10 protein-coding genes and 1 pseudogene are annotated in these 15534 nt (G+C 41.8%); 2 read left to right on the forward strand and 9 right to left on the reverse strand.

What is annotated here, in order from left to right:
* Nucleotides 1-56 precede the first annotated feature (56 nt).
* The 4 genes from GLO7428_RS11340 to GLO7428_RS11355 all read right to left on the reverse strand — a co-directional run bounded on the left by GLO7428_RS11340 (nt 57) and on the right by GLO7428_RS11355 (nt 5161).
* Nucleotides 57-254, reverse strand: coding sequence for a hypothetical protein (locus GLO7428_RS11340; RefSeq protein WP_015188684.1), 198 nt, complete (start codon nt 252-254; stop codon nt 57-59).
* A 97-nt stretch (nt 255-351) separates the two neighbouring features.
* Complete coding sequence (locus GLO7428_RS11345; RefSeq protein ID WP_015188685.1) at nt 352-2064, reverse strand: cyclic peptide export ABC transporter; 1713 nt, start codon at nt 2062-2064, stop codon at nt 352-354.
* A 181-nt stretch (nt 2065-2245) separates the two neighbouring features.
* Nucleotides 2246-3496: a type III polyketide synthase gene (locus GLO7428_RS11350; RefSeq protein WP_015188686.1), complete on the reverse strand. Its 1251-nt coding sequence runs from the start codon at nt 3494-3496 to the stop codon at nt 2246-2248.
* A gap of 72 nt (nt 3497-3568) precedes the next feature.
* Nucleotides 3569-5161, reverse strand: coding sequence for a cytochrome b5-like heme/steroid binding domain-containing protein (locus GLO7428_RS11355; RefSeq protein WP_015188687.1), 1593 nt, complete (start codon nt 5159-5161; stop codon nt 3569-3571).
* 951 nt (nt 5162-6112) lie between these two features.
* On the opposite strand from GLO7428_RS11355, the gene GLO7428_RS11360 reads away from it, so the two are divergent.
* Both GLO7428_RS11360 and GLO7428_RS11365 read left to right on the forward strand, forming a co-directional pair.
* Nucleotides 6113-6292 (forward strand): hypothetical protein, encoded by a 180-nt coding sequence (locus GLO7428_RS11360; RefSeq protein ID WP_015188689.1) that lies wholly within the window; start codon nt 6113-6115, stop codon nt 6290-6292.
* A gap of 232 nt (nt 6293-6524) precedes the next feature.
* Nucleotides 6525-9713: a filamentous hemagglutinin N-terminal domain-containing protein gene (locus GLO7428_RS11365; RefSeq protein ID WP_015188690.1), complete on the forward strand. Its 3189-nt coding sequence runs from the start codon at nt 6525-6527 to the stop codon at nt 9711-9713.
* A gap of 186 nt (nt 9714-9899) precedes the next feature.
* Here GLO7428_RS11365 and GLO7428_RS29730 read toward each other — a convergent pair.
* The 5 genes and pseudogenes from GLO7428_RS29730 to GLO7428_RS11390 form a co-directional block, all read right to left on the reverse strand.
* A pseudogene (locus tag GLO7428_RS29730) lies at nt 9900-10031 on the reverse strand (hypothetical protein); the annotation flags it as partial.
* Between the two features lie 86 nt (nt 10032-10117).
* Nucleotides 10118-10360 (reverse strand): type II toxin-antitoxin system HicB family antitoxin, encoded by a 243-nt coding sequence (locus tag GLO7428_RS11375; protein WP_015188691.1) that lies wholly within the window; start codon nt 10358-10360, stop codon nt 10118-10120.
* A 28-nt stretch (nt 10361-10388) separates the two neighbouring features.
* Entirely contained in the window at nt 10389-11897 is a 1509-nt protein-coding gene (locus GLO7428_RS11380) for a UbiD family decarboxylase (RefSeq protein ID WP_015188692.1), read from the reverse strand.
* Nucleotides 11898-12058: 161 nt separating this feature from the next.
* A complete protein-coding gene (locus tag GLO7428_RS11385) occupies nt 12059-13048 on the reverse strand; it encodes an ABC transporter substrate-binding protein (protein ID WP_015188693.1) in 990 nt (329 codons plus the stop codon).
* A 7-nt stretch (nt 13049-13055) separates the two neighbouring features.
* Nucleotides 13056-15503: a TonB-dependent siderophore receptor gene (locus GLO7428_RS11390; RefSeq protein ID WP_231295585.1), complete on the reverse strand. Its 2448-nt coding sequence runs from the start codon at nt 15501-15503 to the stop codon at nt 13056-13058.
* Nucleotides 15504-15534: the final 31 nt, after the last annotated feature.

The raw sequence follows: 15534 nt of genomic DNA on the forward strand, positions 1-15534 counted from the left end.
ATTCATCAATTCAATGATGCGAGCTTTTATCTATAAAAATTACGTAATAGAACCGCTTAAGCATACTTACTCTTAAAACGCTCTAGAATTTGCTTAGTACCTTTAATTGCTTTTTCAACTTGTTCGCGTTTCTCCAATTGAATTTTGCTACCCGCTTGTTCAAAGATTTTTGTTATGACTTTTTCCAAACCTGCTTGCACCTGAGTCATTTGCTCGCAAATTTTCTGATTAATTGTCTGTTCACTCGCGTTCATATTTTTACTTCAACTAAGTTTTATACTGATTCTGCACAGTTACTCAATTTTGCTCTGCATTACGGCTGCTTCGCTCAAATTTCTTCACTGACGTTGGTTAACCCAGGGGCTTATTTTTGGTAAGAGATAGTGGAATATAATTTGATTCAACCTTGCCATAGTCGAGTTTAACTATGCGATCTGCAAGGTGAAAATAACGGTCGTCGTGAGTAATAACCAAAACTGTTTTACCGCGTTCTTTTAGCTTGATAAGAATCTCTTTGTAAAAGAGGTCGCGGAAGAATGGGTCTTGGTCAGAAGCCCATTCATCGAATAAATAAATCGGACGATCTTCAAGATAAGCTGTTAATAAAGCAAGGCGCTTTCGTTGTCCTTGAGAAAGGCGAGTTGTCGATAAAATACCATTTTTTACTTGTACCTTGTGGTCTAACTGCAATTGCTTGAGATAACTTTCAACTTCGCGATCTAAATTCACATGATTGAATCCTAGATAGCGATCGAAAAGATAGAAGTCAGAAAAGATTACAGAAAAATGCTGGCGATACCACTCGCGGTTTTGCTCTGAGATCGGTACTCGATCGAGATATACTGAGCCACTTTGAGGTACATACAACCCTGCAATAAGTTTGGCAAGCGTTGATTTACCACTTCCATTGCCACCCACAATATATGTAATTTCTCCCGCTCGCAAGGACAAACTGATAGGACCTAGAAGAAATCCTCTTTCTGCAACATCTGCATGATGCATTAACCTACCACTACCTTGATGACGATGAGGAGGACGCATCTCATTTGGTTCGTTCTCTGGTTGATACATATAAGTCACTGCATCGAGTTCGAGTAGACAATGATGATTGATGTTGTCGGAATCAACAGAATCAAATTCGGCTTGATTAGCTAAGGACAGCTTCATTCTTTCAATTTTCTGTAAAGCAATATTGCCTTGCACGAGATCGGGTAATCGCTTCAAGAGGTTTTGCATTGGTATAGCGATAAAGGTACTAGTCAAGACATAGGTGGATAGCATCGGCATGGGAATGTAAATAAACCAAGGCAAGATGAAAACAATAAATGCCAAACTTGTGAACTGCGAAAACTGCCCTAACCCGTTGGCGATCGCAAAACTTTTCATTGCAGTACTGTTTTTCTGACGCAGTTTTGCGGCACTTCCCTGCAAGTTCTTCGCGAAAAAATCTTCTCGTCTTGACTTGTGCAGTTTTAGTTCTTTAATTCCCGTAGTAATAGCTTGAAAATGTTTGAATAAATTATCGTCTTCTTCACGGGCTGCCGCGAACAGATGCCGCGCCTTGCCGAGTTTCGCTTGAGTACACCAAATGGCAATCGACGTGAAGGCGATCGTCAACACAAATATCGTATTTGATAACCAAGCTAAGTAAACTAAGCAGCCAAAAATTGTAGCAAGGTCGATACAGAGGTTAGGAATAGCAGAAACGGCGTGCGACAGGACGCGAACATCATCTGTCAATGTGGCGAGTAGACGATTTTCTCCAAGTTTTTCTAGATGCTGTAAAGGAGAAGATAAGATATTTTGACCTAATCGCAATCGCAACTGATAAATTGCATTTTGCGAAAGATTAATGAGCATGAATTGCGAGATAATACTCGTGACAAGAACAAAAAGAGCCAATGCCGCAAAATAAAGCAATGCGTTAGGAAGTGATGCTTGATTGACCGCTCGATTAATCAGTGAAATGAGCATCGCATTGCCACTACCACTAATTAAACCTGCAATCGTTGCAATCAAGATATTCCGCCACGATATATCCCAAAGAAATCGAATAAATCTCATGCCTGTGTCCTTCCTATAGCGTGATATTTGCCTGGATAAACGAGCCAAGAACTTTTGTCAGTCGCAGAGGTGCCGTTCATGCCTGCTCAAGATATGACTTTTGCCGGTCATACCAATTCACTCAAGACAAACTACAAATAATTTCTCCCCTGCACCCCTGCACCGCAAGGTAACTTGCTCACTAAACCTTCTGAAACAAAATCCCCTCCACCCCAACTCCTGGTGAAAATGAAAAGGCAATTCCAGTCAATGGCTTCATTTCGGTTGAATCTTGCTCGCATCGCTGCAACATCCGTTCTAAAACGAACAGTACTGAGGGGCTAAGCATATTGCCATACTGACGAAGTATCTCCCAACTATCAGCAACTTGGCGATCGCTCAGTCCAAGAGAACGCTGTGCCTTTTCAATAATGCGCGTACCACCAGGATGAACCGCCCAAAGATCGATACTCTCTTTCGTTAGCGCATGGCTGGCTAGAAAACGTTCGATAATTGGACCTACACCAGTTTCGATATATTCCGGTAGCTGGCGCGAAAGTTGACAAGTAATGCCATTATCGTGGATGCCAAGAACGATACCATCTTGAGTATCTTCAACTAGATAACTGAGGTGATCTCGAATCACGACTTTACCTTGAGCGATCGCGCGATCTTCTTCACACGCTCCGATCACCACTGCCGCACACCCATCGCTAAAAATACTATGAATAACAACATCATTGACTTCATCGGCAAACACTGCGTTGACTGAACTGAGTTCCAAGCAGACGACAAGCGCTTTGTGCGTAGGATTAGCCCGTACATGATCGCAGGCAACACGCAGTCCATTCATTGCCGCTGCACAACCCATAAAATTCACGGTAACGCGAGCGATATCGCGCCTTAGTCCAAGCTTTTCGATTAATGCGGTATCTACTCCTGGTGCAACGAAGCCTGTACTCGATACAAAAACGATCAGGCGGATCGAATCTTCAATCTTCAACTCTGATTGCCAAGGATCGTCAGGATCGATACTTGCAGTGGCAGATAAGAGTGCTTGTTTTGCAACTCGCTCAGCTAAGGGAACTGCATACTCCTGAAACATCTGCATCCGCGACTGAATCGGTATGTTGTGTCCGCTTAGCGCGATCGCTTCATCGGATAGCAAGTTGACTGCTAAGTGTCTTGTGTCAATGCGAGTATTGCTATAAAGCTTCTCGATCCGGAATTGATTTTGCTCTAAGGTAGGGAAGTTAGCCACAAATTTAGCCGCATCAGATTGGCGAATGACATTATTAGGAGTGCCAGTTGCAATGCTCTCAATCGTGGGTAGTAGCCGCTTTGACCTAATCACACAAAGTTCATCAAGAATCTGGTTTGCTTTCATCTGCGTTGGTGCAACAAAAGGTCGGCTATGTGCTGCTTTGTTCATTTCGATAACTTTAGTATTCATACAAGCTTTCTCCTTTTTTTACTTACTGCTATAAATTTCAATTTCAGAAGTCCTGTAACATCTTGCTTCTCGTTAAATTGAACCGATACCAACAATGCCTTTGTAGAGATATTCCGCTGATGTTCGTAATGCTTGTAGGTGAAGATGTTCTTTCAATAGTCCAATGTTCTTTTCTTTTGCCCACCGTGATGGACCAAACAAGTAATGTTTCACTAAGATTGGCAGGCGATCGATAAAGAAGTTCTTAGGCTGCGACCAAACAATATCAAATTTTTCTGCTTCTTCGCGGACAAGGTCTTCGCTAATAACATTGGCAAAACCACTTCTTTGATAAGGAAGAACATGGTGGACGCGATGTGGACTCAGACCTGCTGACAGAAAGCAATCAATGTATTTGTTACCAACCATCGTGAGATCGTAGGAGTTTTTAATTTGCGATACTGCCCAGTCTTGTTCCTCACTCACATCAGTTGTTTCCTCTTCAAAATCGTGACTAGCAACAATCATGAAGGTACTGATCCACACAGTGAGAATAAATTGTGCAAACCAAGCTGTGAGATCGCCGTGCAGCCAAAACAGTAACAACTCAGCAAACAGCAGGATTCGCATACTTATCATGCCTACATAATGCGGTAAACCTCGTTGCCAAGAGCCATAGAAGTCTTTTACGCCATACTTGATGGCATATGTACACATCTCGATTGTGCGAACGAACATACCCGTGAGAACGTGCCCTAACTTGTGTACAGTATGAAGTGGAATTCGATAGTAACGAGGCAGTTCCATCATTGCTGTGAAGACATTTTGCTTGACATCAACGTCGCTCTGAGTATATGGATGATGCATCAAACTATGACCGTCAATAACGACGAAGGACATGGGAACGTAGTTAATATCAAAGATGTGCGCAAATAGTTTATTCCAGCGGACTTGTGCTCGATGGTTGAAGTAGTGACCAGCCCCTGAAAGCGAGATTCTGAGAGCCGCCATGAGTGGAACAAAGAGATAAATTGGCATATACTGCGTGTTCAATTGCAGCGCTTGCACAAGGATATAGACAATGAATAAAATGACGGTGACTGCATCAAAAAGAAAGTCCATTTCAGCAAGCTTTTTTTTCATTTCTGGCTGATTAAGCCTTGCTTTAACCTTATTTAGAAGTTGCTCTTTGTTTTGAAAATCAAACTTTGGCGTATCTCTCCAACCATCAAAATCATCACGAAATAAGAAGGGTGGAGCGTTGTATTTGGGATGAAAGTCTTCGCGAGTGGCTTTTCTTCCTAAAGCATATTTCTTAAGAAGTTTTTTAACCTTTTCGGGATTAGGATGAAAGATATTAACGAGTGCCGTAATGTCTCTATTTTTCATACGTCCAATGAAGAATTCACCGCCTGGATGCTTCTTAATGAAGTCAGATAAATCGTATGCCTCTCCGTCGTAAATCCATACGCTGGGCATCTCTTTACTCGTGAACTCAGGTGAACCACTCAAATTCTTTGGAGGCGAATTAGGAATGCGATCGCCCGTAGTATTCTGCTCGTCTATTACCCGATCGCTAGTATCTTTGATGCCTGGATCTTGAACAACAGACGCGGGAGATTCTTGTTCATTTTTTCTAAGCTTAAAGATTTGTGTGGTCTTAAAAACCTGTGATATTGCATTCATATTTTTCTAATGCTCCTTAATGTTGTAAGCTGTCCTCATAAACTCTCAGTAAGCTTCTTTGTGTAATTGCGACTTCTTTTTATTGGTTCTTAGCGCTAATGCGATAATTACTAAGCTGGGAATCGATTCAATCAATAAACTAACAGTTAGAAAAATTGACCAGAAATTAGCGTACATAAAGCCTCCTAACTTTTAAGTGAACTAGTAAAAATTTAGCGATCGCTTGTTGCTTATATGCGTTTACTCATGGTTATTTATACAGAGTAGCTAGCGAAAGTAACTGAGGATTTATCTAATAGAAAATAGATGAATCTTTTTAGATGGAATAACTTTGAATATGATTTACACAATAAGGTGTGCGCTGAGATAATGCATTCATCTTTTATGTCAACTTGATTGCAAAGCTTGGATCTCTCATGGCAAAATTACGCCACTACGATTGCACAAAAGTGCATAATCAACTTGATATCAGCACAGGAGTTGTTAGTGGAGGCGATCGCTGTGATTACTAGTAGCTGCATTCTTCGCCAAAACTAGGCTATGAAGTACTAATAACTCCTATTCGGAGCGCAGTTGAGTATAGACAAAAGAAATTACCTAGGCTTTGCAGTACATGCCTTTTACCTTGTCAAGTCTTTAAAAGCTTCTGGCTCAAACTAGCCACTTCCGTCCTCAATTCTGAGGAAAACTAATGCTCTATTCCTTTGCCCCCTCTCGGTTTCCTCCAATTCTGGGGCAGAAGATATGGAAAACGTTTATTTGCGGGGATTAGTCTGATTCATGCGCGAAGTCTAATGTAGTTTTAGGCAATCGCGATGTCGTAATTGAGCTATCAGTCAGCCCTAACTTGGTACTCAAATGTGCACATATAGTAAGTGTATTACCACGATGTATCTTCTATTGTTTGAATTGAGCAGAAAGCTTTAGTTCATTTCCAACAAATAGAAACCCATGAATATTTTGTGGAAAAACTTACTAATTAAAACAGTAATTTGGCTCATTGTAGAAATCATTTTGAGCGTACTCGGACTTGATAACATTGCTGACTACAGCGAGTTTGTCTTCGGACGAGATTACACAGCAGCAGGCTACATTCAGCCAACTACTCATCAGATTTCCTTTGTACTATAAAGCTTTAAATCAAATCGATATATCCAGAAATAGATGACAAGGTAATTCGTTTTGTGGAAAAAAAGTAGTTAGTATTTTTATAAAAAATCTTAAGAAATCAAGTAATTAATAGTGCTCATCCTTACTTTGTTGTAGGTTTTACGTAGCATGGTTTGATTAAATTTTATACATAATCATCAGTTTAATTTTTGTTCGCTATAAAAAATAATTTGTTAAGGAAACCAAGTCGGTGATGACGAGAAACTGGTTCGGTTGGCGTTGGCAGTTGACGTTATTGGGTTGGATAGCTTTTGTTGGGGTGGTAGGAGGAGGCGATCGCACCGTAGCTCAAGTCACTGCCGATCCTTCAGTAGGAACAACAGTTACAGTCAACGGCGATACCTTTGAAATTACGAATGGTACAACCGTTGGTGGCAAAAATCTCTTTCACAGTTTCAGTAATTTCAGTATTCCCAATGGTGGAACTGCACACTTTGTCAATGCGCCTACAGTTGCCAATATTTTGGCACGAGTCACGGGTGGTAATCCTTCAGATATTCAAGGACTAATTCGGGCAGAGGGTAATGCGAATCTATTTTTAATGAATCCCAATGGCATTTTATATGGATCAAATGCACAGCTAGACCTTGGCGGTTCCTTTGTGGCAACAACTGCGAATGCGATTCAGTTTCCTGGTGATGCAGAGTTTTCGCAAAATTCACCTGTGGCTGCGGATAATTCGTTGCTGAGTGTCAACCCCTCTGCTTTTCTGTTCAATCAAATTGCTGCCCAACCGATTATTAACCAATCTCGATTAGGTTTGCTAGTTCCTGTTGGTAAAAGCTTGTTATTATTGGGCGGCAATATTGGGCTAGCTACCGGAAAGCTATTTGCTCCAGGTGGTCGCATCGAGTTAAGTAGTGTAGCAGGAGTGGGAGCAGTAGGACTAAATGTAGATGAAGGTATACTCCGCTTGGGTTTTTCTGACGATATTGTTAGAGGAGATATATCGCTTACTGAACAGTCTGAAGTTGATGTTCGCGCTGGCAGTGGTGGTGACATTGCCATTAACTCTCGTAATCTAAAAGTGTTAGCAGCTAGCCGAGTACGAGCAGGAATATTACCAGGATTGGGTTCACTTGACAATCAAGCAGGAGATATTAATATCAATGCGACAGGTGAAATAACTCTTGCAGACGAATTAACTTCAATTTCAAATGTAGTACAGCAGGGCGCTATCGGTAATGGTGGCAATATCAACATTGTTACTCGGTCACTTTCTCTCTTTGATGGCGCTCAATTAGTGACAACTACTTTTGGAAGAGGGAATGCAGGTAATTTGCAGATCGAAGCTAGTGATGATGTGGCGATCGCTGGGGTGAGTAAAAGTGACAATAGCCGCTCTAGTAGTCTCTTTAGTAGCGTACAAGCTGAAGCTGTAGGAAGAGGAGGTGATATTGAGATTAACGCTGGAACGCTAGCTGTCACCGATGGCGCTCAAATTATTACGCTTACCGCTGGAGCAGGAGACGCAGGTGATATACAGATCAAAGCTAGAGACAACATTACGTTTGCAAGGGTGAGAGGAAACGGTCTTGCTAGTGGTGCGCTCACTAGGGTGGATATCAACGCAAAAGGGAGAGGTGGCAACATAAATATTGAAGCCGAAACCCTATCAATTACTGATGGCGCGCGATTGAGTGCTAGTACATTTGGAACAGGAAAGGCTGGCAATGTGTATATTAATACTCGTGATGCTGTTATTCTTACTGGAGTCTATCTTTTTCCGTTTAGAGGTTTAAATATTCCTTATTTAAGTGCTATTGATAGCCTTGTAGGTATAAAAGCAGTAGGGCAGGGTGGTGACATTAGTATTCAAACTAACTCATTTTATTTAAGTGATGGTGCTGCGCTTTCAACAGAAACACTTGGTCAAGGAAATGCTGGAAACATATCTTTGCAAGCTAAAGACTCTGTTTCTCTCTCCAACCTTGGTGCTATTTTCGCTAATGTTCAATCAGGAGCAGAGGGTAACGGCGGCAATATTGATATTCAAACACAAACTCTCTCTTTAACAAGCGGTTCTGCGATCGCTGTTGCCGTTATTGGACAACAAGGTGAAATCTTTGGTGGTAAGGGAAATGGAGGAACTATTCGATTAAATGCTTCTGATTCTGTAAGTATCACCGGCGTTAGTTCTTTTAAATTTCCTGTTCCTGTAGTTAATCTTGCTAACCCTTCTGTGGGTTTTCAAACCGAGGGGTTTTCTAGCGGACTGTTTGCAAGTACTCAAGTAGGGGCTAGTGGTCAAGGCGGAAATATTGTAGTCAATACTCCTACCTTTCGCATTGCAGATGGTGCAGTTGTTAATGCTCAAACTTCTAATCCTAGTAACGGGGGGAACATTACTATTAACGCTAGTGACTTTGAAGCTACCAATGGCGGGCAAATATTAACCACGGCTCGTAGTAGCGGAAGTGCAGGTAGCATTATCTTAGATATTGCAGATAACATCACTATTTCTGGCAGCGATCCCACTTTTACTAGTCGTCTTGCTCAGTTTAGCCAGGATGTAGTGAGCAATCAGGGTTCTGCTAGCGGCATCTTCGCTAACACTACCTTCAACTCTAGTGGAAACGGTGGCAGTATTAACATCAACACAACACACCTTAACTTAATCAATAATGCTCAGATATCTGCCCAAAGCCAAGGTACAGGTCGTGCAGGCACTATTAAAATTAATGCCACAGGTGAATTAAATGCCAACAATAGCGAAATTACTACCGCTGCGACTCTTTCTGGGGGTGGCGACATTACGATCGCTGCAAGTGACATCCGTCTGCGCAATGATAGTGACATTAGAACAGACCTCACCAGCAGCGCGGGAAGTGGGGGTAATATTAACATAACTGCGGACTCAATCATTGCGTTTGAAGACAGTGATATTTTGGCATTTGCTGCTGAAGGTCAAGGCGGTAACATTACGTTGAATACGCCTGTCTTCTTTGGCTTTGGCTACCGCCCAGGTGCTTCAAGGACGGATTATGCTATTCTCGATGGCAATGACCGAGTTGATGTTAATGCTACTGGCGCGATCGCTTCGGGTAACATCACTACTCCAGACACCACTCTCGTACAAAACAGCTTAACTGAGTTGCCAGCAAATGTAATTGACACTGGCACGTTAGTTGCTAATAGTTGCATTGCTCGTGGTAGCGATCGCCAACAAGGTAACTTCATCATCACAGCTAGTGGTGGCTTACCGACACGCCCAGGAGATACGACAGCTTCATCCTATCCAACGGGTACTGTACGTTCAGTATCAGGCGATCGCGCTCCTGATGCTAGTCGTCCTTGGCAAATTGGCGATCCAATTGTAGAACCGCAAGGCGCGTATCGATTACCAAATGGTCAGCTTGTTCTAAGTCGTGAGTGTTCCTAATTCTTCTGCAACTTCTAGTAACCTCATGGTAGAAACCTATGAAGATAGGTTTCGTTTATAGATGAGTTAACAATACCAAATGCGGGTTTTCCAGCAGTTTGCCACCGCTACCCATTTTCACAAATGATTTGGGGTTGCTATAGTAGCACCAAACGTCATTCATCGTTGGATTTTGAATAAAGTTGACTATAAATTTTCCCATTCATCGCGAGAAATTCCTGCTTGTTGTAAAATTCTGCTCAGTAAATTCTGACTAATATCTCCTTGGTGCGGGTTTGGGATGCGAACTCGCAACCTATCTCTAACCATAAACTGGTGTTTGCCGCCTGAGTAAGGATCTTAAAAACCAGCAGCTCGTAATGCGACAATCAAGTCACGACGCGAAATAGAACCAAAGGGTGGTATTAGGCAACAAATTCAATTTTTAAGGTCACGCCGTCAAATTCAGGTAAATCGTGACCCATAGCAATTCCAATCATTATCCACTCTTCTAGAACTTCTAAAAGTTCTTTTCGACAAGCTTCTAACGTTTTACCCGTTGCCCATACACCAGATGCACAAGGAATTCGTCCATAAAAACCTTCATTATTTTCTAGGAGTTCATAATGTGCGGACTCCATTGCTTTTTGTAGGTACTCTTGAATCATCTATCACCTTTATTAATAATTACACTAACTACCGCATATCGTAACCAAACAAATTCGGGTCAACTTCTTGCAGATTTAAATCGTCTAAACCATATTCCACCCAGCGTCCTTCCACCATCGCGGCAACATCAGGATCGGACTCTAATACCGCACCCCATTCGTGTTCAGTTTCTGGAGGAATTTTTGTCGTTGCATCAATTCCCATGCGTCCACCTAAACCAATTTTCTCACTCGCAAAATCTAATGAATCAAACGGCGTATTAGGTAAGATAAACACATCTCTAGTCGGGTCAACTTTAGAACTAATTGCCCAAACAACTTGGCGCGGATCTCGGATATTAATATCTTTATCAACAACAATTACAAACTTGGTGTAAGTAAATTGCGGTAACGCACTCCAAAATGCTAATGCTGCGCGTCTTGCTTGTCCAGGATATGCTTTATCAATCGAAATAATTGCCGCTTTGTAACTCAAGGCTTCCATTGGCAAGAAGAAATCAACGATTTCAGAGACTTGTTGGCGCAGAATTGGGGTGTAGATGCGGTTGAGTGCGATCGCCATCATGGCTTCTTCTTTGGGTGGACGACCGCTAAACGTCGTTAAATAAATTGGGTCTTTACGATGTGTCATGCACTGAAAACGAATCAGTGGTGAATCTTCCACACCACCGTAGTAACCCATATGATCGCCAAAAGGTCCATCAGGTAAAACTTCCCCTGGCGTAATCGTTCCTTCTAAGACAAATTCGGAGTCAGCAGGGACTTCTAAATCAACCGTTTTACACTTAGCTAGCTGTACCCCCGAACCGCCGTAAAGCCCTGCAAACAGCCATTCAGATAAATCGACAGGAATAGGCGTTGCAGCTGCCATAATAATGAGTGGATCGACACCAAGCGCGATCGCAATTTCTAATTTCTTCCCGCGTTCAGCAGCTTTGCGTAAATGTCTCGCCCCACCGCGTACAGACAACCAGTGAACGGTCATGGTATTTTTTGATTGCAATTGCAGGCGGTAAACTCCAACATTCGGGGTTCCTGTTTCACAATCTTTGGTAATGACTAGCCCAAGCGTGATGATTTTACCCGCATCACCTGGATAAGGACGAATCAAGGGGAGTGTATTTAAATCTAAGTCGTCGCCTTGAAACACAACTTGCTGACACGCAGGGAAAAAGTCGCGCCCTGGTTTGGCTTTGACGACATCGAATAACAATTTGCCAAATTCTACGGCTTGTCCAATTTTCTTAGGCGGTTTGGGCTGTTGTAGCATACCAAGTTTTTTTCCCAAGGTTTCTAATTCTTGGGGCGTTTCCATATTCATCGCCCAGCAGATACGTTCTACAGTTCCCATGAGATTGACGGCGACGGGATAAGCTGCGCCTTTGACGTTTTCAAAAACTAAGCCAGGACCGCCCTGCTGTAACATTCGATTAGAAATTTCGGCGATTTCTAAATCTGGGTCAACTTTGGCGGTGATGCGTCGCAGTTGTCCGCGTTGTTCGAGGAGTTTGATGAATCCGCGTAAGTCTCGTGCCATGATGTTTGTAGATTTATGAAGCTTTTTTCATTATCACAGGTGTTTGTGGAGGGTGGGCAACGTAGACGCATAGAGGCTTGCCGTAGGCTACCACTAAGGCACAAAGAACACAAAGGTGGAATTTAATGAGGATTAATATTTAATTGTGCTAGAATAAGAAATTATTTAACTTGAAAGTATTTGAATAGGTCGTCAATAACTAAGTTGGCAGCCAGTGGACCAAACCCAGCCCAGTAGGATGAAGGAACTTCGTAAACTCGGTTTTGTCGGACAACGTTTAATGATAACCAAAAAGGATCGGTCTTTAATCTTTTGAGTGCAGTTTGTGCTTCTTGGGCGATCGCACTAGTATATCCATATGTCCACACAAACATGATGTCAGCGTCCAAAATTGAAATGACTTCTTTATCAATCCGCTGCTGATTTGCGCCTTTGGGTTCGATGTCTTGTGCGGGTGGACGTTTTAGCCCTGCATCTTCCAAAATTGAACCACCGAAGGAACTTTTTAGGTAAAATGAGGGAACTCCGTCAGAGTAAACGCGAATGAATGAGACTTCGGTTTGGTTGAGGCGATCGCCCATTTTTGCCTTAAACTCTGCAAGTCGAGCGTTGTAGTCTACAAGTATCTTCTCTGCTTCTGCTGTTTTCCCTAAAGCTTCGGCGTACTTTTTCAATGTTTCTTTCCACTGCTTTTCTGCTTCAACCGCAACCACGACTGTAGGTGCAATTTGTGATATTAGCGGATAAGTTCCGATTTCAATTTCCCAAGATAGTCCTAGAATTAAATCGGGCTTGAGCTTGATGATTGCTTCTAAATTGGGTTCCGTATTATACAGTCCGATATTCTCAATTGCTTGTATGGCTTCGTTATTGAGGTAAGGTGTCACGAATGGTTCAATTCTGTCGGTAGTGCCAATCGGTGTTACACCTAAAGCGATCGCGCTATCAAGTCCCCCTAAAACAACAACGCGCTGCGGATTGAGTGGAACACAGGTTTCGCCCATCGAATGCTGAACCATACGACACTCAGTAGTCGGCGCATTAGATCCACCACGGGCGCTACAAGCTACAATTGACAAAAAGAACAAAGTCGCTAGTATAAACGAGCGAAAATGACGTTTTTTTAATAAATCTCTTTGTCTTAAGTTCATTTTTATTTTAGAATTCTATCGTGAACGAACCAATTACTGTAAATGGCGCACCAGGAACAACAGTTACTCTGCCATAATTCACAGACTCGAAATATCTAGTATCAAATAGGTTTTGAATGTTAATAGCTGCTCTCCAATTGTCTCGTCTATAAAAAATCGCTGCGTCAGTTCGTAAATAACTTGGCAGCACAAAGCTATTATCTAAATCGCCAGGCTTTTCACTAAAATAGAATAGTCCAAGACCAAAGCCTACGCCGTCCAAATTGCCTTGTCGAATTTCATAAGTTGTCCAAAGGCTCGCTTTGTGTTCAGGTACTAAAGCTGGTTTTGTACCTATAGGAATATCTGTACTTTCTGTAATTTCAGCATCGGTGTAACCATACGAAGCAATAACATTCCAACCAGAAGAAATTTCACCAGAAATATCTAATTCAATTCCGCGACTTCGCTGTTCTCCGATAGGTATAACAAAATCAGGATTATTAGGAGCGGTCGTAGCAATATTAGTTTTACTAAGTTGGTAAAGTGCTAAAGTTGCTGAAAGCCGCTCATTTAAATCAGCTTTAATTCCTACTTCGTACTGAGTACCGCGCTCAGGTTCTAAAAGCTCTCCTCCAACCGTTTGACCAAAATTTGGTGCAAATGAGTGACTATAACTAGCGTAAAGTGAAATCGGCTGAATCGGCTGGTAAACAATACCAACTCTCGGACTAAAAGCTTCATCGTACTGAGTTGTACGAACATTTTCTATTCTATCGTTGTTATCCTGATTGACTGTATCAAAACGCCCGCCTATCAAAACTTTTAAATTATCAGAAAATGCAATCTGGTCTTGCAGAAATATACCGAATGAATCGGTTATGCCAGAGGCATTAAAACGAAAGTCAGTCAACTCTGATGGATCTGGTCTTACATTTCTGTAGATTGGATTGAAAATATTGATAATCGGATTTCTAGGATTGGGAATTTCTGCATTTTCAATTCCTGTAAAAAATCCTGTAGAAACATCTCTTCTCAAGTCTATACCAAACAACAGCTGATGTTGTAACAAACCTGTGGAAAAATTACCGACTAGTTCCGTTTGTAGCGAATATGTTTCATTTTGATTTTCCCTAGCAACAAATCTTCCTAATAAATCGCTAGTTTCTTCATTTAATGATTCTGGTTCTGAGTTTTCGTTAACATCATTAACACTGAGAAACTGAAATCGATTACGGAGTATCAAATTTTCATTGAAACGATGTTCTAGCTGATATCCAATGGTATACCTTTCTTGCTCAATAAAATCTCCTGGTTGACCTAAAAACCTACTAATTGGAATATCGGCAACACCTCGACCAAAAGCAGGTATACCACGGTCAAGAGTTCGGATATCGTATGTATAATCAAAATTAACGAGTAAGTCAGTATTATCGCCAATCTTAAAATCTAAAACTGAGGCAATAAAAAATCTTTCACTGTTCACAAAATCGCGGAAGCTGCCAGCATTCTCGTAAGCAAGATTTAGGCGATACAGTATTGTTTGCTCTTCATTTAAAGGACCAGATAAATCAATGCTGGGGCGGTAGAAACTGAAACTTCCTACGGATAAATCTATAAATGCATAAGGCTCGCTTAATGGTTTTTTCGTAACTAAATTTATGATTCCTCCAGGTTGGACGTTACCAAATAAAATAGAAGCTGGACCTTTGAGAACTTCTATGCGTTCTATGTTGGCTGTTTCTCTTAATGAAGTGTTGCTATCTCTGAAGCCGTCTTGAAAAGTGGCATCATTATAGAAACCTCTAATATTTAGCTGGTCAGCAGCGCCACCAAACCCACCTTCTTGAGTAATACCGCTAACGTTGCGCAGCGCGTCGGTAAGTCGAATAAATTTTTGGTCTTCGATAACTTGTCGGGGAACGATCTGAATTGATTGTGGAATATCGCGCAAGGGTGTATCAGTTCGAGTTGCTGTTGATGCTTCGGGAACACGATATCTATCTTGTTCACCCGTCACTAATAACTCAATTGTTTCATCAGCTTGCGATGTTGTTGGAGTTAACGCTACGCCAAATATCAACCCTTCATCGCTATCAAACAACGCAACTTGTGGCGGGGTTGTCGCACCTGTTACTATCACACGGATGCTATTTGTTGTTGTACTTATTACATCTATTTCTGTAATATCACTTGTTGGATTTTGGGCGCGAAATTCATTGCCCGATCGCAACCGCAACTGTGCATTGGGAATATCAGCAATATAGCTATTTCCTTCAATACGACTGACTGGCTGCAATTGTTCGGAACCCTCAGTTTCTAAAATGATTTCTAGTTCCTCAGCCGTAGAATTAAGTCTGACTTCTGTTATTTGTAATATTGCCGACGAAGGCGTTTGCGTCGTTTGTGCTTCCTCATTATCAGTAACTACTGGTTGTGTTTCTGCCCAACTAGGACAAGCTATCAGTAAGGACAAGACACTTGTTAGAAATATCAATCGCTTCAGC

Origin of the sequence: Gloeocapsa sp. PCC 7428, assembly GCF_000317555.1 — a bacterium.
Taxonomy (GTDB): domain Bacteria; phylum Cyanobacteriota; class Cyanobacteriia; order Cyanobacteriales; family Chroococcidiopsidaceae; genus Chroogloeocystis.